16 protein-coding genes are annotated in these 22404 nt (G+C 53.6%); 5 read left to right on the forward strand and 11 right to left on the reverse strand.

From position 1 onward, the window contains the following. Positions 1-243: 243 nt before the first annotated feature. From Pla22_RS05665 to recG, 3 genes are all read left to right on the forward strand, one after another. Entirely contained in the window at positions 244-2019 is a 1776-nt protein-coding gene (locus Pla22_RS05665) for an AAA family ATPase (protein WP_146513752.1), read from the forward strand. Between the two features lie 75 nt (positions 2020-2094). Beyond that, positions 2095-3021: a carbohydrate kinase family protein gene (locus Pla22_RS05670; protein WP_146513753.1), complete on the forward strand. Its 927-nt coding sequence runs from the start codon at positions 2095-2097 to the stop codon at positions 3019-3021. A gap of 160 nt (positions 3022-3181) precedes the next feature. Then, the gene (gene recG / locus Pla22_RS05675; RefSeq protein ID WP_242631818.1) at positions 3182-5350 is read left to right on the forward strand and encodes an ATP-dependent DNA helicase RecG; all 2169 of its coding nucleotides are present in this window, start codon (positions 3182-3184) and stop codon (positions 5348-5350) included. Between the two features lie 21 nt (positions 5351-5371). Here recG and Pla22_RS05680 read toward each other — a convergent pair whose 3' ends face one another. The 5 genes from Pla22_RS05680 to Pla22_RS05700 form a co-directional block, all read right to left on the reverse strand. Beyond that, positions 5372-6694, reverse strand: a complete 1323-nt coding sequence (locus tag Pla22_RS05680; RefSeq protein ID WP_146513755.1) for a glycoside hydrolase family 5 protein — start codon at positions 6692-6694, stop codon at positions 5372-5374. A 108-nt stretch (positions 6695-6802) separates the two neighbouring features. Continuing rightward, complete coding sequence (locus Pla22_RS05685; RefSeq protein WP_146513756.1) at positions 6803-7513, reverse strand: ABC transporter ATP-binding protein; 711 nt, start codon at positions 7511-7513, stop codon at positions 6803-6805. A 66-nt stretch (positions 7514-7579) separates the two neighbouring features. Beyond that, positions 7580-8512 (reverse strand): prenyltransferase/squalene oxidase repeat-containing protein, encoded by a 933-nt coding sequence (locus Pla22_RS05690; protein ID WP_146513757.1) that lies wholly within the window; start codon positions 8510-8512, stop codon positions 7580-7582. After that, positions 8509-9102, reverse strand: coding sequence for a thioredoxin family protein (locus Pla22_RS05695; RefSeq protein WP_146513758.1), 594 nt, complete (start codon positions 9100-9102; stop codon positions 8509-8511). The genes Pla22_RS05690 and Pla22_RS05695 overlap by 4 nt, the downstream gene beginning before the upstream one ends. A 52-nt stretch (positions 9103-9154) precedes the next feature. Continuing rightward, entirely contained in the window at positions 9155-9967 is an 813-nt protein-coding gene (locus Pla22_RS05700; protein WP_146513759.1) for an enoyl-ACP reductase FabI, read from the reverse strand. A 335-nt stretch (positions 9968-10302) separates the two neighbouring features. Between Pla22_RS05700 and Pla22_RS05705 the strand changes: the two genes are divergently transcribed. Continuing rightward, entirely contained in the window at positions 10303-12279 is a 1977-nt protein-coding gene (locus Pla22_RS05705; RefSeq protein ID WP_242631819.1) for a sigma-54-dependent Fis family transcriptional regulator, read from the forward strand. Between the two features lie 52 nt (positions 12280-12331). On the opposite strand, the gene Pla22_RS05710 is transcribed toward Pla22_RS05705, so the two are convergent. The 6 genes from Pla22_RS05710 to Pla22_RS05735 all read right to left on the reverse strand — a co-directional run bounded on the left by Pla22_RS05710 (position 12332) and on the right by Pla22_RS05735 (position 19867). Further along, positions 12332-13507: a M20 family metallopeptidase gene (locus Pla22_RS05710; RefSeq protein WP_242631820.1), complete on the reverse strand. Its 1176-nt coding sequence runs from the start codon at positions 13505-13507 to the stop codon at positions 12332-12334. Continuing rightward, complete coding sequence (locus Pla22_RS05715) at positions 13504-15111, reverse strand: hypothetical protein (protein ID WP_146513761.1); 1608 nt, start codon at positions 15109-15111, stop codon at positions 13504-13506. The genes Pla22_RS05710 and Pla22_RS05715 overlap by 4 nt, the downstream gene beginning before the upstream one ends. Positions 15112-15167: 56 nt before the next feature. Beyond that, positions 15168-15956, reverse strand: a complete 789-nt coding sequence (locus tag Pla22_RS05720; protein WP_165440530.1) for a type III pantothenate kinase — start codon at positions 15954-15956, stop codon at positions 15168-15170. Then, positions 15953-17095 carry a GTPase ObgE gene (gene obgE, locus Pla22_RS05725; protein ID WP_146513763.1) on the reverse strand — a complete coding sequence of 381 codons (1143 nt, stop codon included), beginning with the start codon at positions 17093-17095 and terminating at the stop codon, positions 15953-15955. Before obgE ends, Pla22_RS05720 begins: the two co-directional genes overlap by 4 nt. Positions 17096-17242: 147 nt before the next feature. Further along, positions 17243-18259 carry a hypothetical protein gene (locus tag Pla22_RS05730; RefSeq protein ID WP_207310302.1) on the reverse strand — a complete coding sequence of 339 codons (1017 nt, stop codon included), beginning with the start codon at positions 18257-18259 and terminating at the stop codon, positions 17243-17245. 51 nt (positions 18260-18310) lie between these two features. Beyond that, positions 18311-19867 carry a hypothetical protein gene (locus Pla22_RS05735; protein WP_146513764.1) on the reverse strand — a complete coding sequence of 519 codons (1557 nt, stop codon included), beginning with the start codon at positions 19865-19867 and terminating at the stop codon, positions 18311-18313. An 822-nt stretch (positions 19868-20689) separates the two neighbouring features. Between Pla22_RS05735 and Pla22_RS05740 the strand changes: the two genes are divergently transcribed. Next, complete coding sequence (locus Pla22_RS05740; RefSeq protein ID WP_146515254.1) at positions 20690-22363, forward strand: sigma-70 family RNA polymerase sigma factor; 1674 nt, start codon at positions 20690-20692, stop codon at positions 22361-22363. Positions 22364-22404 lie beyond the last annotated feature (41 nt).

The raw sequence follows: 22404 nt of genomic DNA on the forward strand, positions 1-22404 counted from the left end.
TGATCAGAAAGGATCGGGGAGGGATTTTCAACATTCGTGAAAGCTGAATGCCGGCTCTCTAGTTTAACGTGCGAGGGGAGGTTCTCCAAACTGTCGCTAAATGCAAGCTTCGAAGAAAGGCACCGAAAATAGCCAATCTGAGATCGGATCCAGAGGCATCGCGATATCTGTAAAAAAGGTATTCTACAGTCGCCCTCTGCCAGAGGCCTTGTCATCTCTCGTTATCACTCGGAACTTGTGCCAATGTCGTCCTCTCCTGAAGATCGGATTGTCGAATCCATTCGAATGTACCGCGATGCGTTAAAAGAAACCCGGTTGCTCTATGTCGAAAGCGGCGAGCTGATTCGTGGATCCTACGGTTGGCTTCACGGCAGCGATAACGGCAACGCCGCATCAGTGGCTGAGCAGATGGATGACCTGCATCAAGGGTTCCTGATGAAGGTGTTCGCGTCAGTCGTTCCCAACGCGGATTCTCGATCAATGGAGCAGCGTCAACTGGGCCGAGCATTGCTGGAGCACATCTGGGGTAAGTCCGTCATGGGCAACCAATTGCATGAAGCGGTCGACTGGTTGATCGGTGCTGCAGACGAATTTGAGTGGTCGGACCTTGTTCGCCCCTTCGCAGAAATTCCCGCCATTCGCGATCGTTGGGGTGAACTTGAAACACTTGCGATGCGGATGGCAAATCTGTTGGCGTCGGTCGATGGAAAGGTCAGCCTCGAAGACAACCAAGCGATCGCTTCGATGCAACGTCAGTTTGATCAGTTACAAGGTGCGGCTCCCGAGAGCTTGGCCAACGAAGTTGACACGGACAACGCTCGCGATGCCCTCAAGTGGTTGCGCGACGAAGCTAAGAAACTGCGAGAGGGCGTAAGCGTTACCGCTGCGGAAAAGCCCACACCGATGGCTGGGCCTGGACGCAGCGTCGCGGAAAAATCGAAGCCCACAAAAACTGAACCTGATCCGCCGGACGATCGGACGCCTGAACAACGCCTCGCGGATGCTCGTGCCAAACTGAATCGGCTGGTGGGACTTGAATCGATCAAGGAGCAGATCGAAACGCTGACCAACTTTTTGAAGATGGAACGCTTGCGTGAGAAAGAGGGATTGCCAACGACTCGCCCTAGTTTGCACATGTCCTTTGTTGGCAATCCGGGAACCGGCAAGACAACCGTTGCACGCATCGTTGCTGATATCTACGGCGCTTTGGGAATCCTCGAGAAAGGTCATCTGGTTGAAACCGACCGCAGTGGTTTGGTGGCTGAGTATGCAGGCCAAACCGGACCCAAGACGAATGCGAAGATTGACGAAGCGCTCGATGGCGTTCTGTTTATCGACGAAGCCTACACGATGATCGACGAGAACGGACAAGATCAATACGGGCGCGAGGCGATTCAAACATTGCTGAAGCGGATGGAAGATCAACGCGAACGACTTGTGGTGATCTTGGCTGGTTATCCCGTCGAGATGAATAAGATGATCCGCAGCAATCCGGGGTTGAGTTCCCGCGTGGGGACAACGATGCACTTTGACGACTACGATCCCGAAGCCCTTTGCCGAATCTATGAACTGATCGCGGCGAAAGCAAAGTATACGATTCCTACCGAAGCCCGTCGGCGATTGTTGCGAGGGTTCACCTACTTGTATATCAAACGAGATCGTCACTTCGGAAATGGGCGTTGTAGTCGAAACAGTTTTGAACGCAGCGTACGACGTTTAGCCAATCGTTTGTCGAAACGAAGTGATGTTAATCGAGAATTGTTGACGACGCTTGAAGCTGAAGACATTGAAGTCGCCGGAGTTGATCATGAACATTTGATTGCCATGGCGGGTGAACCTGGCCACGTGCGGATAAAGTGCAAAGCCTGTGATGCTGGTCAAATCATTGACGACCAATTTCTGGGTACTGAAGTAACTTGCGAATCATGTGGCGAAAAAACATTTGCAGACTGGGGACAACCGGTGGCATCGCTTGCACCTCCGGTAAATGAAAGTAGTGAACCCGAAGCGGAAACGTAGGCGATGGATACGCTTGGCATAGACTCTTTATGAAGTTGGTTCAGTAAACTTGTCCTCGGTTCTTGAAATCTCTCGATGAAATCGGATCACGACTTGAATCCCGTACCGATCGTCGGCATTGGTGTTAGTGTCCTTGATACGCTCCTGTCCGTTGACCAATTTCCTCATGAAGAGCAAGTCGTCCAAGCGAAGTCACGTGCGGCGGGACTCGGCGGCGGCGTTGCGGTTGCCATGGCGACGGCGTCTTCATTAGGTGTCAAGACTTTGTTGGTCGATCGGTTGGGAACTGACGTTGCGTCTCGCGCGATCATCGAATCGCTCGCACAGGCCGGAGTTGATACGCGATTGATTGACCGATCCGAAGCCAGTACCGCATCGATCGCTAGCATCTGGGTGACGTCAAGCTCGGGATCGCGGACGATAGTTTTTTCGCCCGGCAATGATATCGAGGCAACGTGGGCGAGCGAGATTGAAACTGCGGTCGCTGACGCAACTGTGCTGCACCTCAATGGACGACACAGGGAAGTCGCCACCCGAGCGATTGAAGTGGCTAAAGCAACGGGTACACGAGTTTCCTATGACGGTGGTGCGCATCGGTACCGCAGTGAAATTCGTCCGTTGGTTTGTCAGGCTGATATCTTGATCGTTGCCCGGCAATTCGCTCAGGCATACCTAGATGATTCATCGGCTGCGCCAATCGACCTGTGTCGCCGATTGCGGAAGCAAACGAATGCTGAACTTGCCGGGGTGACCTGCGGAACCGAGGGCAGTTGGTTTGAAACAAAAGATGGCAGTTCATGGCATCAACCTGCGTTTCCCGTCGAAAACGTCGTCGACACGACGGGGTGCGGCGATGTTTTTCACGGTGCGTTCTTAGCAGGACTAGTGCGAGGGGATTCATTTCAATGCTGCGGCGAATTGGCTGCTCGAGCGGCCGCTTTGAACGCGAGTCAATGGGGAGCCTTCGGTCGAGCACTGTCGTTGCAACTTGGCGATGTCTAGGCACTGCGAACCTGCACTGCGAACCTGCACTACGAACCTGGGCACTGCGAACGTGGGCACTGCGGAAATGAACTTCAAACCGTTACGATGGACGACCGCGACTCGAGAACGCCGCATCCCATGATGGTCGGAACGTTTGCCTACTATGCGTGAGAATTCCATGCCCTCATCCACCAACGATCCGCAAACGAACGCTTCATCGTCGTCGACCGGGCTCAGCACTCCTTTGGCTGACATAGGTGGTATCAGTCGACGCAAGCTCGATCGGCTTGGTCGATTGGGGATGAAGACTGCCCGCGATCTCATGTTCTTCTTTCCACGAGATTATGAGTTTCCGGCGCCCCCGAAGTCGGTGGAAGAACTTCGCGAAGGCGAACCGGCGGCATTGGTGGGCGTGATTACCGAGGCGGAAGTAGTGTCGCGGAATGCTGGAAAATCAGTCTTCGGCGCGTTGGTTGAAAACGAAACGGGTACGGTTCGGATTCTTTTCTTCAACCAAGCGTTTCGTGCAGAGCAATTAACCAACGGTCGTCGCGTGATGATCTCGGGAACCGCGAAGCTAAACGGTTTTCGAATGGAATTCACCCACCCCCAGGTCACCATTCTCGGTGACGATGACCAAGCCAGTTCGCCTCGAATTCTTCCCATCTATTCACTGACCGAAGGTCTTAAGCAAATAGACTTGCGAGGTCTGATTCCACCGCTCGTTGATCAACTTGCCGATTCGTTGACCGAAGTGATGCCAGGTCCGTTGCGTGAGGCGGCTGCGGTTCGACTAGGCGAAATGCGAATCGACGTGGGGGATTCGCTTCCCGACATTGCCACCGCACTTCGTCACTTACACGCACCGCCGGACGAACGCGGGATGTTGGCGGCGAGAACACGTTTGGTTTTTCAAGAATTGTTAGTGATGCAATTGGCCTTGGCCATGAAACGCCGAACACTCACAACCGAATTACGAGCCCCTCCCCTGCCCTCGCCTGCGATGGTGGACGCTCGAATCACTAACCGTTTTCCATTTGAATTGACGGGCGACCAACGCCGAACGATCGACGAGATCCGAGCGGACATGGCTTGCCAATTTCCGATGAATCGGATGCTGCAAGGCGACGTCGGAAGCGGAAAAACGCTTGTCGCAATCTACGCAATGATGTTGGCGGTTGCGAATGATCACCAAGCGGTACTGATGGCTCCGACGGAAGTTTTAGCTAGGCAACACTTTCAAACCCTCTCTGAAACGCTTGCGGAAAGCCGGGTTCAGATCGGGTTGTTGTGTGGTTCGCTTTCGGCGGCAGAGCGACGCGAGACTGTTGCCGCGACGGCTTCAGGCGAAATCAATCTGCTCGTCGGTACCCAAGCGTTGCTTTACGGTGACTTAGAATTCAAGCGTCTCGGTTTGGTCGTGATCGACGAACAACACAAGTTCGGTGTGGCCCAGCGAGTGAAGCTACGTTCCGGTGGCGTTGATCCGCACTACTTGGTGATGTCGGCCACTCCGATTCCCCGCAGCGTCGCGATGACCATGTTTGGCGACGTGGAACTAAGCACGCTTCGCGAGAAGCCTCCTGGTCGTGGTCAGGTCAATACGTACCTCGGACGCGGTGAGTGGAAATCGCGTTGGTGGTCGTTTGTGCGTGATCGCTTGGACGAGGGACGTCAAGGCTTCATCGTAGCGCCTCGCGTTACCGCCAGCGAGTCAGCCGACGATGAGTCCGAAGACATCGCATCGGTCGAGTCCGTCTTTGAAGAACTCACCAAGGAAGAACTGAAAGATTATCGCGTGGGGCTGTTGCATGGGCGAATGGCCAATGACGACAAGCAAGCAATCATGCAGCAATTCGCCAGAGGTGACTTGCAGGTCCTCGTTAGCACGACCGTCATCGAAGTTGGTATCAACGTGCCCAATGCCACCGTGATGACGATTCTGGGTGCTCAGCGATTTGGTCTTGCTCAGCTTCATCAACTGCGTGGACGAGTTTCGCGAGGCTCGCACACCGGCCACGTTTGCCTATTTACCGACGGCGAATTGCCACCGGAAGAAAACGAGCGTTTAAAAACCTTGGAAGAAACCGACGACGGATTCGAACTCGCAGAGGCAGATTTTCGCATGCGAGGTCCAGGCGATTTGCTCGGTCGCCGACAAAGCGGTATGCCGCCGATGATGATCGCGGACCTGACTCGAGATGTCGAAATTTTGACACTCGCACGAATGATGGCTCAAGAGATGATCGAAGAAGATCCCGATCTCAGCGATCCATCCTTTGCCCAACTCAAACAACAAATCGTTCGCCGTTATGCAAAGCGGCTCAGTCTTGGTGATGTGGCTTAATAAGCGACAACGATCGAGTCGCTACTGCGTTGCTTTGGGATCGTCGGTGTGAACGTGAAATAACGACAACGCTATGTCATAGGCTTCTTGCGCGTCGATGCAGTCGGTTTGTTGCAGTCGAGCAAGGCCTTCGGCGAGCGATAATTCTTCACCCCAAAAGTAGCCTTTGGCGTGTGCGTCACTGCAAAAGATGTCTTCGAACACCAGACCGAACTCCTCGGGACCAAACGTGTTCCAGGCAAACCAACTGACGTTGATACGTTCCATCGACTGCGAACTGAGGAAGTCATTGAAGTAACCAGGCGACTCGGGTTCCTCGTCGGAAATCCTGAGCGCATGAGGGAGGCCGAGTTCAGTATTGATCACCGCGTAGCGTCGCATTACTTCGCGTATCGGAACGGCACTATGAGGCAGATCAGAAATGTCGTAAGGATGGAAACCAATCGATGCATTTTCAAAATCAACGCCATTTTTTTCCGGATCAGCCGCACCATATCGTTCCATTTCATAAGCCACTCGTAACATCGAACGCTCGTTAAATGATGCGGGCGTGGTGAAGGAACCAAGGACAATATGAGTGTCAGGCGCCAGGGCACGCACGAGGTGATACGTTTGAACGATGTCACGAACATGCTGCCGCGAATAGTCGTTGGGATGGTAGCCCACCGGTTCGTTCATTAGCTCGTAGAAGACATGCGTTCGATGAGCATAACGCGGGGCTATGAGACTCCAGAATCGAAACAGATAGTCTTTTGAAGTCTTGTACGCGAATTGACTTTGGTGGCGATTCAGGCCCTCTTCGAAATCAGGGTCTTGGTATCCCGTCACGTCGTGATAATTGATCATCACATACATCTGCCGCTCCGCGGCTAATTCGACGATGGTGTCGAAGTCCGCCAGCAGAGCGTCACGATCCAAAACCGCTTGCCGCATCGCAGTTCGGCGATCCTCAATCCCTTGAACCATCGCGTCGGCAATCGAAAGCGATGTGAAAGGAAACGGCTGATTCGGGTGCACGTGAAAATCACCTCGGCTTCGCTGGAATGCATCAAAGAAAACCACGCGAACAGCATTCACTCCGGATGCTTTCATCTGGTCCCAGAAAGCGGGGTCGGTCGCATAGTCCACGGTCGGATTTCCAGGTTCACCGAGCGTATCGCGACGGAACTTGAACACCGCCACACTTGCACCCCGCAGCAATTCGCCTTGAGCACCCACGACTGATTTGCCGTGGTACATGTCACGCACGTGCACTCGCTGCGGTTCGCCCAAAGGCAAGCCCATGTTTGCCAAAGCGATCAACAGAATTATTTCGTCCACTAACGTCATCACGGCAGAGATCATCGACGCGGTTGCCTTTTAGCTACTTAGTCAAAAAAGGGGGCACCCTAACGGGCTGTTCAGAGCTCGTTAGTTTGCCTTGAAACAACTTGTTCGTCAAACTCGACGCAGCTAGGCTAGTTTGCCGTCAACCAATTCGCACTGTTTTCCCATCGCAGAGGCCAAATCCTCGCTGTGGGTAACCGTAATCAAGATGCTGTGGGTGCTGTGTTGCAGATGCAGCATCAGTTCGGTCATCTCTTGAGCAGTGGTCCGGTCGAGATTTCCCGTTGGTTCATCGGCTAGGATGATCGACGGAGACATCACCAAAGCGCGTGCGATGGCCACCCGTTCACGTTGCCCACCGGACAATTGCCCCGGCAGATGATCAACGCGGTCAGTGAGGCCCACTGACTCTATCAACGCGAGGGCATGCTCGACATTGGCGTCACTTGAATTTCCAAACGCAAGGCAGGGCACCAAAACGTTTTCAAGCACCGTCAATTGAGGCAGCAAGTGATGATCCTGGAAAATGAAACCTACGGATTGATTGCGTAATTCAGCAAGCTGCTTGTCTTCAAGCGAGAACGGATTCACTTTGCGTGACTGTCCGTCGTTTGCCACGTTCTCGAAAATTACTGAACCGCTATCGGGGCGGTCGAGCGTGCCAATGATCTGCAACAGCGTACTTTTGCCGCTGCCGCTTGGACCGACGATCGCAAGAGAATCGCCAGCGCATAGCGACAGCGAAACATCCGTCAGCACATTCAGACGATGATCGCCACTTACAAACGATTTGCAAACGCGGTCGACTTCGAGCGAAAACGATGAGAGTTCAGTCATGGCAAGTGGACTAAGTAATCGTTGGTGATTTCGTACGGTAATGAAGTGAAGCTAGCGTCGTAGACGTTAGATCGTTTGGCACAGAGAGAGTGTGGCTAACCCATAAAACGAATATTCCACGTCGGCGGTTTGGTCGAGGGCGAACCCTGTAAAACCGCCACTAGGGGATTGCATGCCCAGCGCGTAACGTTGAATTCCGTCCACGTTGATTCTTTCTGCGTGACCGAGGTCAGCAAGTGTGAGCAGTCCCGTGAAGGTGCTAAGGAGGTCAGCAAACGGGATGCGAGTATTCGCAGTGAGTCCTCCCTCATCACTTTGCATCTCTGCCAAAAAATCAACCGTTGGTTGCTGTGTCGACAGGTCCAGTTTGTTCAGAACTTTCAGCGTGCCAATCGCTGCGGCGGTCGGATTCACTCCCGGACGTTTGGCGGCACGGATTTCTTGATAGCCACCATCGGGATGCGATTGTGATTGAAGGAAAGACTCGATTCCCGCAATGTTAGAAACCGGCTGTTCAATAAGCTCTAGGCACAGCACCGAAAGGAAAGTCTGGTACGTGCTACCGGCTCGGCCTTCGGGAGTTTTTGCGAAGCCACCGTCTTCGGTTCGGAGCGTCTGCAGCAAGTCGGCGATGTTCGTTCGCCATTGAGCATCGTCGTCTGACAATACCACCTCGCCGACTGACAATTCGCAGATCGCGGCAGCAAAAATCAGCGAGATCAGGTCAATGATCGAATCTCGCTGCGACATGCGTTTTCGAAGAAAAGCTGCAGCGGGCGCTACGATTGCTTGATCCAGCCGATCAAGGATCCATAACCCCCGCAGTGCGAATGCCGTGTAGTACGGATCGCTCTCGCCCTCACGACCTGCAAAGCCTCCGTCGGGACGTTGTTGCGCGACCAGCCAGTCACCGTGCTTGGACTTCAAGGATGGGTCCAGCCCGCTTGCGCCGATGGCCAGTCGAAGGGTCAGTTCATGCAGGTACGGTGCTGAACTCACGCGTTGCCTTGCGGATTGAAGTAGGTTGGCTCATTGCCAGCCTTCCACTTGATGTTGCATCCGATCGAAGGTCGTTGGTCCGGCGATGGTGACGATCCAGCCAACACGGCGTCGATTGCAGCACGAAGATCGTCACCGGTAACCGGGATGTCAGTCTTGGGACGACTCGAATCGAGCTGTCCTCGATAAACAAGCTTCATGTCTTGATCAAACAGGAAGAAGTCCGGAGTGCAGGCGGCTGTGTAAGCCATCGCGACGCTTTGGTCTGCGTCGTATAGGTACTTAAACGAGTAACCACGGTCCGCCTTCTCTTTCACCATCGCTTCAAGCGAGTCGTCGGGATAGTTTTCGGCGTCGTTGCTGCTAATTGCAACGACTCCAACCCCGTGTGACAGATAGTCGTCAGCCAACGATTTGAGTTGGTTGGCGACATGCTTTACATACGGGCAATGGTTGCACATGAAGATGACCAGCAACGCTTTGGAATCGCGGTACGAATCCAGCGATACAATGTCACCTTCGGTGCTAGGAAGCGAAAAGTCAGGTGCAGATGTGCCCAAAGGCAGCATTGTCGAAGCGGTACGAACCATGGAAATCGGGATCGGGTGATAGGGTTCAGATACAGGTTTAAAAGACAGTAGGTTACTTCAATTGGTCAAGCAAACGTCCCGGACTGCCCATCGCGTGATAGCCACCATCGACGTGCAAGATCTCGCCAGAAATTCCGCTGCTAGCGTTCGACAACAGGAAAGCACCACTATTGCCGACTTCTTCGTGAGTGGTGTTGTATCCCAACGGTGCAATGTGCTTGTACATCTCGAGCATCTCTTTGACGCCGGCTCCGACGCCAGCGAGCGTCTTGATAGGGCCCGCCGAGAGTGCGTTAACGCGGACGCCTTGTGCACCCATGTCAAACGCGAGGTAGCGTACCGTCGCGTCCAACGCCGCCTTGCAAATCCCCATGACGTTATAGCCTGGTACGCACTTTTCGCCGCCAAAGTAGGTCATCGTGGCGATCGCCCCGTTCTCGGCCATCACGTCACGAGCGGCGTTGCAGCACGAGATCAGCGAATAAACGCTAATATCCATCGCCATTTTAAAGCCGTCACGGCTGGTTTGGACCGTATCGTTCCGCAGATCGTTGATGTCGGCGTAAGCAATGGAATGTAGGAAAAAGTCGATTTTGCCAAAGGTTTCACCCGCTTTTTCGAAAACCATGCGGATATCTTCATCTTTCTGCGCATCCATTGGCAGAAGGAATTTGGCTTGCTCGTACTGGTCCGTTAATTTTGATACTCGTCTGCGATTGCGTTGCCTTTCGTCGTCGGGGCGGTCTGGAAGGTGCGTAAAGCCGCACTCTCCACCTGCTTCCATGATGGTTTTGGCGATGGCCCAAGCAATCGAGTTTTCGTTTGCAACCCCGATGATGAGGCCTTTTTTTCCGCTGAACTGCATTTGAAGCGATTCCTAATTGGCAATGTGAAGATTTTTAGGTTGAAAGACGCCTCAACATATAGCGAACCTACGTAACGCAAACCCCGGGTTTAACACGAATCCTTGGTTTCAACGATTCAGGCGGATCCGCCGGTGATTAGTCGAACTCGGCTTCTTCACCCGCAATCGCCTGCTGAACCCGCCAGGGATCAGACCAACGCTATGGTTGAAAAATCTAGGAAATCGCAGCAGGTGCACCGAAGCAAGCAGTGACCTTTCATTCCTTTCGAAGTGAACTTTTCATCCGATCTACTGTTCGGATGTCGATCCGCAGATGCATGATGAGAGAATCCAAAGTGACGAACCTAGTCTCCGGCAACGATAGCGACCCCACTGCGGTCCGCATTGCACTGAAGATCGCGAAGAGACTTGTTCAAGAGTCTTCCAAAGAAGGCTTCCTGCAGCAAACTCTTCCCGATCTACTGAACACCCTTGGAAGTCAGTTCGGAGGCTTGGTTTCGCAGCGAAATGGCACATGGGATTGTGATTACTGGGTCGGGCCGCAGCAGCCTTTGCCTGTCGGTTTGATCGGCGAAGCAATCGACCAATCTAGCATCCGGACATCTTCGCAGTGGTGTGTGGCGCCTCTGCCGATTCATTCTCGAATTGGCAGTATTCCTATCGAAGGCGTTCGAACGGCATCGGCACTCGTTATCGAAATGACCGATTCCCAGGGACACGATCCGCACAACGAGGAATTGATTCAAGCCACGACGAGTCTTCTAGCCGGTGCTTTGCAGCGGATTCATATTCAACAGCAACAGGGGCGTCGAATCGAACAGCTCGCCGCTGTGCTTTCCGCGGCTGCCGAGTGGCAACAACTCGACGACGACGAAGCTCTGCTTCATAAGATTGCCGACACGGCGACTGCGATTTTGAAATGCGAACGCGCCAGTATCTTTCTTTGGGATCGTCGGCGTCGAATGTTGATCGGCCGACCGGCTCTTGGGATCGAGGGTGGAGTTTTAGAGGTGGATGACGACGCGGGTGTCGTTGGCGAAGTCTTGGCAACCGGCGAGTGGAAAGTGTGGAATGGCGGAAGCGACGATGAGTCGCGAGTTAACCGCAAGGTTGACGAGAAGCTTGAATTCCAAACGCGATCCCTTGTCGCCGTTCCGATGTCGAGCGGTCGAGGGGACCTGATCGGGGTCTTCGAAGCGATCAACGCCAAAGACGATGATTTCGAACACGAAGACGCCGTTGTGTTGGCGGACCTTGCCAAGCATGCCGCGGTGGCAATCGAGTCGCTGCGGACGCGAAAGCGATTGACCGCAGATCGCGACCGTTTGGTGGACGACGCCGCGGCTACCGCTTCCCTGATCGGCGAACATTCCTCGGTAGAGAACGTCCGCAAGCAGGCCGCGAAAGTCGCCCGAACAGAATTGAGCGTGTTGGTGCTCGGCAAGAACGGTACGGGCAAAGAAGTTTTGGCTCGAATGATCCACTATCAAAGCGACCGGCGAAACGGTCCGTTCATCGCCGTCAACTGCGCTGCTCTGGTCGAAACTTTGCTCGAGAGTGAATTGTTCGGGCACGAAAAAGGTGCTTTTACCGATGCCAACCAATCACGCAGCGGCAAGTTTGAACTCGCTAGTGGCGGAACGCTATTTCTGGATGAAGTTGGCGACATGAGTCCCGGTGGACAAGCCAAATTGCTCCGCGTTTTGGAAGACAAAGTCGTCGTTCGCGTAGGCGGTTCAAAAACCATTCCCGTTGATGTGCGAGTGATCGCGGCAACCAATCAACCACTCGAATCCATGATTGCCGAGAAGCGGTTTCGCGAAGATTTGTTTTTCCGCTTGAATGTGGTTTCGTTGACGCTGCCACCGCTTGCCGAGCGTGGGAACGATGTGCTGTTGTTGGCCAACCATTTCACAGAACAATTTTGCTACCAGATCGGTCGGCAAGTACCCCAATACAGTGAATCGGCCAAGGACGCTTTGCTGACTCACGCATGGCCCGGCAATATCCGTGAACTGCGGAACACAATCGAACGCGTTTGCTATCTCTGCAGCGAAGATGTTGTGGGTGTCGAAGACTTGATGTTGGGTGGAACCACGACGGGATCAACGGCAGCGGTGACAGGTCATATCAAGTCACCGGCCCTGACCGAAGCCACCAAGGAATTTCAGGTCGAGCATATTCAAAGAGCGATTGCATCTTGCGGCGGTAACATGACTGATGCCGCGTCGCGACTTGGTCTGCACCGTTCAAACCTATATCGCAAGATGCGACAACTCGGGATGGCGACGTCCAGCAGCGACGACGATTGAGTCGGCGGAAGTCCATTCAATCGCCATTCGTCGTTTTAGGACCCGCAGAATTTTAGGACCCGCAGTACTTTTGAATTAGTTCGGTAAACAGCTTGGTACCACGATCGAGTTCGTCAAGGCTGATCCATTCATCATTCGTGTGAGCCTGTTCGATGCTACCCGGTCCAAGCACCACGCGGTGATTCAGCTCGTGGTATTCGCTGCCGTCGGTGCCGTAACAAACCACGCTCGGTTGGCTATGCGTAATTTCGCTAAGTTCCTTTAAGAACGGTTCGTCTGGTTCAACCCACACGGGCAAGCCGCCCTGGAAACGCTGAAACTCCAATCCCAGTTCGTTGGCCTTTGTCCTGACACGCTCGATCAAGTCTTCTCCATCGACACCCGGCATCGTTCTTAAATTTGCCCAAGCGACGCAGCGAGGCGGCGTGATATTGACGGCCGTCATGAAATCACTGCAGCCGTAGTTCCAAGACAAATGCGGCGGGTCAAAGGCCGCGTTGTGGTAAGCCTTTTCTTGTCGTGTTTGCGCAGCGATATCGCGTAGAAGAGACAACATCGGCACCATCGCGTCGTTCGCATTGATCCCTTCGTCGGTACTACTGTGTGCTGCGCGACCATGACTGGTGATACGTAAGGTGGCGATTCCCTTGTGTCCGTGAACGACTTGTCTTGATGTCGGTTCGCCGATGATGGCGAGAGGTTGCGCGGCTACGATATCGCGATAGTAGTTAGACTTTGCAACCATTTGCCGAGCCCCACAGAAGGCAACTTCTTCATCCGCAGTACAGACAATCCATAGAGGTTGAGTTTGACTTTCGATCGGAATACTCGCTGCGGCTGCGATCATCGCCGCGATAGATCCCTTCATGTCGCAGGCCCCTCGCCCATACAAGCGACCATTGTGAATCAGCGGCTTGAATGCGTCATTGTCCTCATCGGTTGCAACAATCGGCGGGCCTACCCAATCATTGACGGGAACAACGTCGGTGTGCCCAAAATAGGCTAAGCCGCCAATCTGGCGTGGTTCGTGTTTGGTCTTGGGAAGCCGACGCCCAATGACGTTGCACTTCAACGTGCCCGCCAGATCGTAGTAGTTCGTCCACTCAACTTCAAAGCCCATCGCTTCGAGTTGGTCTGCGACCTCGCGAGATACCGCTTCGTTACTGACGTTGCTGACCGAAGGGAATTCGATCAGTCGTTGCAAACGGTGGATAGCATCTTCAATCATTCTGGTGAGCCAAACCAAATGGATTCGATCATATCGGCCATTTGTTGAGTATCGGTGCCTTCGGGTGACTCGGGCATCTGCCGCAGTTTCTCAATTCCAATCCTGCGTTCACCTATCGTCGCCTTCGCGCACACGGCTTGATAGATTGCCCGACATGCGGTCAACAACACGCCTTCATCAAACTTGAAGGCAGCAATTTTATGTGCCAGCCCCATCGGCAACTCATCAATGGAAAACGATTTTTGTCCGCCGTCGGCTTGCACCGTCAGTATGCCGTTTCGTTTTCCCACGACGACGTAGCGATTGTTTTCCGTAACCGCCAAGTCCTCTCCGGTGTTGAGATTGGGAATCGCCATCTCGATCGCTCCGCGATAGAACGTCGATAACTCACACACGTTGTGCAGCGTTCTGGCAGCCTCCTTTTGCTGATTGGTCATCGGAATTTCGATGTCCTGATCAGCGATGGATTTCATCGCCTCCCAATTCGCCGTCTTGATGATCGACCGAATCTCGGCAAGTCGCTGTTCGGCCTGCTGCCTCATTTCTTCGGTGACTTCAGCGGCAACCGGCATTGGTGAATCAACTGGCATCGGTTGGATTGCGACGTTGGATTCGGTCGGCGGGGTGGCGTTGCTCGAATCGCCCATGCTGGGTGACGGTTGTGTGGGTCGAGGTGGAAGTGGAACGTTCCCGGCCAAATTACCCATGACGGGATCTCGCGGTTTCGCCGGAGCAGGCCGAACGTCCGTCGCAGGTGACACACTTGAGCCCAACGGTTGATTCACCACAGTGGGAACTTCGCTTGGTGGCGGAGTTGTTGAGATCGTGATGCCCTTCTCGCTACGCGAAATCGCTAACGTTCCATCGCTGAAGTACATGAAGTGAACTAAGACAGCCACGATCGCCAACAATGCGAGGGTAAAGATTCCCATCACCATGGGACCGAGCCTAGACTTTCGCCGTCGGATTTTTGGCTTACCCGCTCGAAGTTTGGGAACCACAGGGTCATTGCCAGCGGCTGTTGTGGCGATTGCTGGTTGCGGCTCGAAGGTACCAGCCGTTTCGGGTTCGTCCACGTTTCGCATGATCGGCGATCCGTCGGGCGTCACCGCTGGACCTTGAAACAATCCAGGCGGCATGCTGCTTTCGGATTCGACAGGCGACTTGGGTGTTGAACCAGCGGCCGTGGGCGATTGTGGTCGAGGTGGGGTTGGCGGCAACACGGACGCAAGCGGATCCGTCACGGGTAAAAGACTGGCCAGCGGATCGGTGGAACCCGAGGTCGGCGTCGGGGCTGATCTTGCGATTCCCAACTGAGCGTCCAAAGCCGCCTTCTTCTCTTTATCTAGAAGTATCACTCGGCTTGCTTGGACCAGTTTAGCCGCCGTCGCCCAAACCGATGGTTCGCTCTCGGACTTTACTGCCTTCAATTTCGCGATCAACGCGTTGATGCTTGTCGTGATCTTCGTCGTGTCGGATTCACCCATTTCCAACCCGAACACTTCATAGGCGTTGTAACTCGACGACGAGCTTCCATGATTGTCCCGGCTTTTAACGGGCAGCAGTTCCGAGAGCTTGCGGTAGGCCATGGATTTGTCTGGCACTTGAAAAGGAAGAAAGAACTGGTTGTCCTGAATGACAATCGAAACGATGGGATGGGCTACTGACTTACCGGCAATTCTAATAAACCACGGCAAACCAAGTGAGCGTGAGTTTGATGCGGGCTTTGCAAGTGAGGCGACAACGTGTTCGCGTCTCCACCGGTAAGAATCACGATACCTGGGGACGTAAGGGGCTCGTCCTGGCCACTGAAATAGCGACTGACAAGCGAGTCGATAGCTCCGGCCACTCCGATCAATATACCGCCGTGAATGGCATCGTTAGTGTTCGTTGCTGGCAACCGGAGCGGTCGGTCGGTATTCCAAAGGATTTCAGGCAATGCATCGGTTCCCATCGCCAAAGCGCGTGATTGCAACGACAATCCAGGCAGGATCGCACCGCCGCAAAAGTGGCCCGCGTGGTTGATCCAGTCGACCGTAATCGCTGAACCCGCATCAACGACAGCCATTCCCGACCTTCGCGATTGAAGGGGAACCAAGCGGCTTGCCGCAAAGGCACTTAAGAGACGATCGATGCCTAACTTTGAAGGTGAATCGACTGCGACCTCAATGGGAACATCATCAAACGTGATGCAATCGATCGTTGATGCATCCACTTCATTCTCAATCGCCTCAATCAGAGTTTCCGCTGCATGGCGATGCACACTTGATATCCGCCAACGCGTTTCTTGACAGGCCACGACCGTTTGCACCCAATGAATGGCTTCGAGGTGCCAATGGGAATGGTCGTGTTTGATAGTGTGATCAACCACTTGGTCACCCTCACGGAGCGCCAGTTTTACAGCAGTGTTTCCAACATCAACAGCAACAGTACAAACACCGCTGCTCACGGTTGGACGTCCTTCGCTTGCCGATCGTTGGACATGTCCGCCGTTGGACCGCTGAGGTGAGGAGGAAGACGCTTGGTCTTGGTTTCGATGTTCGCCTTCAGATCGGATGTCCTTAGAGGTGTGACTTCCTCGCCAGCCTGGATCATCAACTCGCGGCGTTTTTCGACAACGTCCATGATCTCGGCAACGAGTTCATCGATGCCTTCGCCCGTTGCCGCACTGATCAACGAAACCGGTCGTCCTGAAATGGTTTCGAGGGCCGCTCGCACGTCCGATGCCGATTCGTGTTCGCACTTAGTGACCACAATCATCTCGTCTCGCTGAGCCAATTGTTCGTCGTACTGCTTTAACTCATCACGAATAGCACGGTAGTTTTCAATCGGGTCTGTGGCGTCCGTCGGTTCAGGTTCGATTAGGTGAACCAGCAATCCTGCTCTTTCGATGTGCTTGAGGAACTCGTGTCCCAGACCGACTCCTTCACTTGCACCTTCGATCAACCCGGGAATATCCGCCAGCACAAAAGAGCGTTCGCCGAGATCGACGATTCCAAGGTTGGGATGTTTGGTGGTGAATGGGTAGTCGGCGATTTCGGGTCGAGCACTGCTGATTCGGGCGAGCAAGGTACTCTTGCCAGCGTTTGGTTTTCCAACCAAGCCAACGTCCGCGATGGATTTCAGCTCCAAAATCACGTCACGAGCCTCGCCTTCCTCGCCGGGGGTGCATTCGCGTGGGGCTCGGTTGGCGCTGTTTTTAAACGATGCGTTTCCACGACCACCTTTACCACCTCGGGCGATAACGAACTCCTCACCCGGCTGTTTCAAGTCGCGAATGACAAATCCACCTTTGGCATCAATCACCGTGGTGCCTGGCGGAACCAGGACTCGTAGATCCTTACCGCGTTGCCCGGTTCGCATCGAGCCTTGACCCTGACCGCCATTCTTGGCTCGATAGACGCGGCGATTGGCAAACGCGGCCAAACTGTTAACGCCCAATTGGGCTTCTAGGATGATGCTTGCTCCATGCCCGCCGTCGCCACCATCGGGGCCACCTCGGGGCACGTACTTTTCGCGACGCATGCTGCTGCAGCCATCGCCGCCTTTTCCAGCCACCAATTCAATTTGGATTCGATCGACAAACATGGCTGGGGAACACCGCTAACAACGAAACGAGGAAACAAAATTCAGCCATCTCAAACGGATCAGCCAGAGTTTCCTTATTGTAGCAGAGATCAGCAGTTTTCTAGAGGTTGGCTCAGCAGAACCTGGATTCGACGGTCCGCAGATCGACTAGCGAAACAGCCAACGATAATCGAGGCGTTCATCAAGGCCATACTGGTCCAGGATGTACTTTTGCTCGGTCGGATTGGTGTAAGCGGGAACGCCGAACCGAATCTCATCATCGGTCTGGTTGATCTTGTCGCCTGGTCGGTAAAAGTTGAGCTGCAGGATTTTGCGACGATAGGGAGCTTCATCGCCTTCGCCATCCTGTTGAAAGGCATTGGTCAAACCTGATACTTCAACAGATACAAAGTCCATGTCTGGATCAACGTCTACCCATGTCGCGACGCCCCAGACACCGTCGGAAGCCGAATCGCCAGCGTACGGAACTGGCACCCGAGTGATCTCAACCGAGTTGTACAGGGGCGCACTAATCTGTTCGCGAGCCCTGATCTTTGCAGTTGCCGTTGGCAAGATGCGATCAAGGTACTCCTTGCCGGTGGCATTATTGTTGAGCACCAACATGGGGAAGAATCGTCGGTTGTCGTAGCGAACCTTCTCGACGCGTTTGTAAATCTGTACCCCGGCAACCGTATCCGCTGCCGGACGCAGGTCACCGCCTCGATATCGCACTCGATAGACCATGTACCACACCAACTTCCGTTGCAGCCGTCCGTTAGGCCCGGGAACATCGATGAAGGCATGACGCAGCGGTTTGAACGCAAATTCAAAGCAATAGATTTCGCGACGCAAGATTACCTGCTTCGCCATCTCCACCAGCGTTCGTGAGCGAGGATCAAAATGGGGTTCGCCGTTTTCGTGGGTATCGCCACCAAATTGGATTTCCGGATAGGTATCCAGGAAGGTCTTTAGCGTCAGCGGTCCGTCAAACGTTTCGTCCGGTTCCGGCGAAGGCGGAATAACGCGAACCACACCGGGGGCAAACCGAGTTTCCTCGACGCTCGATGGATCTCTCTTGGAAGCGGGATCTTGCCCTTGAGATTGCGCACCGCTGGCGAGTGCCATTGCGGCGATCAAACCAAGCAGCGTGAAGGTGCGAGCCATAGACGATGAGCGAACGGGCATCAAATTTTCCATCGAGTTTCGACGTCAATACTAATCAAGCGAGTGAGGAACCTATTTGAGGTCACTCGCTGATTGTACTTCGTTTCCTGGAGAATCGTTAGAAATTGCGTCGGCGATTCGCGTGGACTTTGGCTGAGATTCGTCGTCTGCGACCTCCTTGGCGGCCTTGGCAGATCGCTCAATCAGACGCATCGAGTCGGCCAATTGCAGGTCTGAGCCCGCAAATCGCTTCATGTTTTCCTCTTCCAGGGTGAATGTCGCCAACATTCGCCGCCCGGCATCATCTGAAAAGTGCATCAAGACCCACTGAATCGGAACACCCTCGACGGACCCGGTAGCCGACACGCGAAGGACCCGTAGATCAGTGGCCGAGACGCGTTCCTCAGCCTCGACGATCTCCACCAGTTGGTCGCCAAGAGTCCGTTTGACGTCCTCTGCAAAGGCCTCTAGCGTCCATTGCTTGCCCGCCTCTAAGGAGGGAAGAGGTCGGAAATCGCACTGAGCCACACTGCGGTCATCACGGGTCATCCGCATCATCGCCGCGCCCGGTACATCCGTCATCATTCGCCACTGGCGATTCATCAAGGTAGCAAAGCCGATGTAGTCGCTCTGCAAATCAACGAACATTCGGTCTGCGGGGATGTCGCCCATCACGTCGACGTCCTCAAGATCTTGGCTAAGTCCCATTGACATCGTTGTCGGTTTACGCAACAAGCGGATGGTGGCGGCGACGTCAAAGCCGGGTTCGGCAATCCCGATGTCGCGCGTTTCATGTAGCGCCATCGCAAGCCATGTGCAGGTGCCCAATTGACGATCAAACGTCAGCTTGCCGACCGCGCGAACCACGGTGGGAACACCATCCACACTGCCATCAATTTGGCCTTTGAATTGAATCTTCGCTTCACTCTCATCCAACGAAACCACTTCGGCTTCGATGTCACTAACATCCGCCGACGTCAAATTCAGCACCGAGGCGAGCGATTCGCGATCAGGACGATATTTCGAACCGATGGTGACCTTCTCGCTCGGCAACAGGCTATCCAGCCCGACGCTTGAGGCTGGTAATCGCAACAGGTCTAGTTCGTCGCGAGTGAAATAGTCGTCGACCGAATAAATAACCTCAGGCATCGTTTCGCGACGAACGATCGCCTGCCGAACCGATTCCCGCAACTCGGATTTAAACGTCGTCTTGTTTAACGAGCTTTCGACCGACGCCTTGTGGTAATAACGCTCGGCACAGGTAACGTAGTCACCAGCGGAATACTTGCTGCCTTGATCATCCGCAAAACGAAAACGTTCTTCGTAGTCGAAGGTCGCGTTGCTCGTGATGGGCAACTTCGCGCTAATTTTACGCGACACCAGCGGATTGCTTGCGATGTCGACGTTGCCTTTCACGTCCAGCTCAACGCGTACGCGAAACAACTGGTGCTTTGGATTGGGCTTTAGCTCGACCCCATCGCGAGTGTCAGCCGTTGCTTCTTGCGCGATGATTCCTGCACTCGCGATCACAGCGGCGATCAAGAATTGACGGCGGTCTGCTTTTGGGGTCTTGGCAGCAAGCGTTTTGGTGCGGGTGGTCGTGTGGTTAGACGGTTTCCGTGCAGACATTTTGAATCCGAATCCTGTGGCGAATCATCAGGTGAAAAAGCATGGACCCTAAAGCCGTGGGTCCACCTTCGTCTTTGATCGACTCCTACACCCGATCGGATTCAGCGTAAATTCGTCAGAATTCCTACGATCGGAGACTGCACCGTAGTCGTGAAACAAGCTGCCTGTGAAACTGGCACTACGCTAGCTATGTGTGCCTTGGACAATGGCAAGCGTTCTCAGGACGCGACGGTATAACCTTCAAAGTCAGGAAGGATTTACAAGTGTCTCACCGGCACAGGCTAAAGCCGAGGGAAGATTGAAAACCTTTGCGAAGCAGTAACTTGTTGTTCGCAAACGAGTTAGCGATTTGGCGGATTAGATTCACCGAAAAATGAATGGTTTTGGTCCGGAATTTCCTCTAGTCGTCACTGGTCAGTTGGGAATTCCCAACGTTCGCATCCTATTTCACATGATGGCAAACTGGGGCGCAACTTCGATGAAGATTGATTGTCCCAGTTCAAATGATAAAAAACTGCGAACTTCGGTAAAATTTAGCTGGTCAGAAGGATGTTCACGCGGATGTTTTACGCGTAGTACACAATGGAAGTGCAGGCAAGGAGTTCGGCAGGACCAATGTGTAGATAACCACGGCAAGTTGAACAGGGAATCAAGTGTGACCAATCTTGTCACACTTCCCTTCGATACTTTCCGTGTCCCACCAAGGTCGCTTACGGAATGGGCGACAACCGGGAAATTAATTCGGTACGAGAGTTGTGCGATCCGCCGGGGCCGCAGGGACAATAAAACGACTACGAGTACCAACACAGGGAGTAACTGGTGATGCACGAAGATTATCGTAACGGACAACTGAAGGAACTTCGCGATCAACTCACACGCTTTGCCCCCAAGGGCAAGAAGATTGAACAAGCAGACTTAGCTGAGAATCTCTATCACGAGATCGACACCCATCGGTCCTACGCACTTGATTACGTCTGTTTCCGTGTTACCAACTATCGACGCGAGCAATCGAGTCGGTCAAACATCGCTGGTGTGGACGTCAAGCATGACCTGCGATTGCTCATTGAAGACCTTAGCGATTCAGCCGATATCGCGATCGAAGAAATTCCAGAGCAAGTTCATACGATGGAGGATCTAAGCAAGTCCTTCCGTGTATCGACCAAGACGATTTCACGATGGCGTGATGCTGGCTTGGTTTCTCGTCGGTTTCTTTTCGGTGGTCGCAAGCGAGTGGGTTTCTTGCATTCAAGCGTTGAGCGATTTGCCGCTGAAAACCGCGACAAGATCCGCCGAGGCGAACGCTTCAGCCAGCTTACCGATGAAGAAAAAGGTGAGATGATTGAACGAGCCCGCCAAATGGTTGAAGGCGGGGCGAGTCTTGCCGAAGTCACCCGTGAACTGGCTGCCCAAATGGGACGCAGTCCAGAGACGATTCGTTACACGCTGAAGAACTTTGATTCCGTTCACCAGTCGGTCGCGATCTTCCCTGATCATCGAGGCGCACTTACCGATGACGACAAGCGAGCGATCTTCAAGCTGCATACGCATGGACACACGGTTTCGAGCTTGTGCAAACGGTTCAAGCGAACTCGAACAAGCATCCATCGCATCCTGCTGGATATGCGCATCGAGCAAGTAATGGAATTGCCACTCGATTACATCTACAACGAAGAGTTCGAAGTCGCTGCTCGCAAAGATGAATTTCTTGGCGAGTTGCCGGAACCGGCTAAGGCCCCTCGGAAAACTCGCACGCCAGCCGGTTTGCCGAGTTACCTCGCTGCCCTCTACGACGTCGCGCTGCTGACTCGTGAACAGGAATACCATCTGTTCCGCAAGATGAATTACTTGAAGCATTGTGCTAGCCGACTTCGTGAGCAACTTGATTCGGCCGATGCGGATCGTTCGTCTTTGATGAACCAAATTGATGGTTTGTACGAGCAAGCCGTGCTAGTTAAGAACAAGATTGTGCAAAGCAACTTGCGATTGGTGGTTTCGATCGCCAAACGGCACGTCAAGAGTAGTGACGATTTCTTCGCTCTCATTAGCGATGGCAACATGTCGCTCATCCGGGCGGCTGAGAAGTTTGACTACTCGCGTGGTAACAAGTTCAGTACCTATGCTTCATGGGCAATTATGAAGAACTTTGCTCGCACCATTCCCAGCGAGTTCAAGCATCGCGATCGTTTCCGCACCACTACTGAGGAACTCTTTGTTTCGCGTCAAGACAACCGTTTGGATCCGTACATCGAAGAAACGGTTCAAAAGACTCGTCAACGTGAACTGTCGAAGATCCTCAACCGCTTAGATGATCGCGAACAAAAGATTATCGTGGCTCGGTTCGGTTTGGGTCGAGATAAGGAACCTTTGACGTTGAAGGAAGTTGGCGAAGAAATGGGTGTCACCAAAGAACGTATCCGTCAACTTGAAGCTCGTGCGTTGTCAAAACTTCGTGACGCTGCCGATGAAGCCAAGATCGATGTCGAATTGGGTGCCTAGGCGGTCTTGCTCCTGCGGCACAACCCGCAAGGTTCCCATCA

The sequence above is a fragment of the Rubripirellula amarantea genome, assembly GCF_007859865.1.
Classification (GTDB): domain Bacteria; phylum Planctomycetota; class Planctomycetia; order Pirellulales; family Pirellulaceae; genus Rubripirellula; species Rubripirellula amarantea.

Coding starts and splice junctions, on each gene's coding strand:
- Pla22_RS05665 (WP_146513752.1), top strand. CDS start 244: ATGTCGTCCTCTCCTGAAGATCGGATTGTCGAATCCATTCGAATGTAC.
- Pla22_RS05670 (WP_146513753.1), top strand. CDS start 2,095: ATGAAATCGGATCACGACTTGAATCCCGTACCGATCGTCGGCATTGGT.
- recG (WP_242631818.1), top strand. CDS start 3,182: ATGCCCTCATCCACCAACGATCCGCAAACGAACGCTTCATCGTCGTCG.
- Pla22_RS05680 (WP_146513755.1), bottom strand. CDS start 6,694: ATGATCTCTGCCGTGATGACGTTAGTGGACGAAATAATTCTGTTGATC.
- Pla22_RS05685 (WP_146513756.1), bottom strand. CDS start 7,513: ATGACTGAACTCTCATCGTTTTCGCTCGAAGTCGACCGCGTTTGCAAA.
- Pla22_RS05695 (WP_146513758.1), bottom strand. CDS start 9,102: ATGGTTCGTACCGCTTCGACAATGCTGCCTTTGGGCACATCTGCACCT.
- Pla22_RS05700 (WP_146513759.1), bottom strand. CDS start 9,967: ATGCAGTTCAGCGGAAAAAAAGGCCTCATCATCGGGGTTGCAAACGAA.
- Pla22_RS05710 (WP_242631820.1), bottom strand. CDS start 13,507: ATGATTGAAGATGCTATCCACCGTTTGCAACGACTGATCGAATTCCCT.
- obgE (WP_146513763.1), bottom strand. CDS start 17,095: ATGTTTGTCGATCGAATCCAAATTGAATTGGTGGCTGGAAAAGGCGGC.
- Pla22_RS05730 (WP_207310302.1), bottom strand. CDS start 18,259: ATGCCCGTTCGCTCATCGTCTATGGCTCGCACCTTCACGCTGCTTGGT.
- Pla22_RS05735 (WP_146513764.1), bottom strand. CDS start 19,867: ATGTCTGCACGGAAACCGTCTAACCACACGACCACCCGCACCAAAACG.
- Pla22_RS05740 (WP_146515254.1), top strand. CDS start 20,690: ATGCACGAAGATTATCGTAACGGACAACTGAAGGAACTTCGCGATCAA.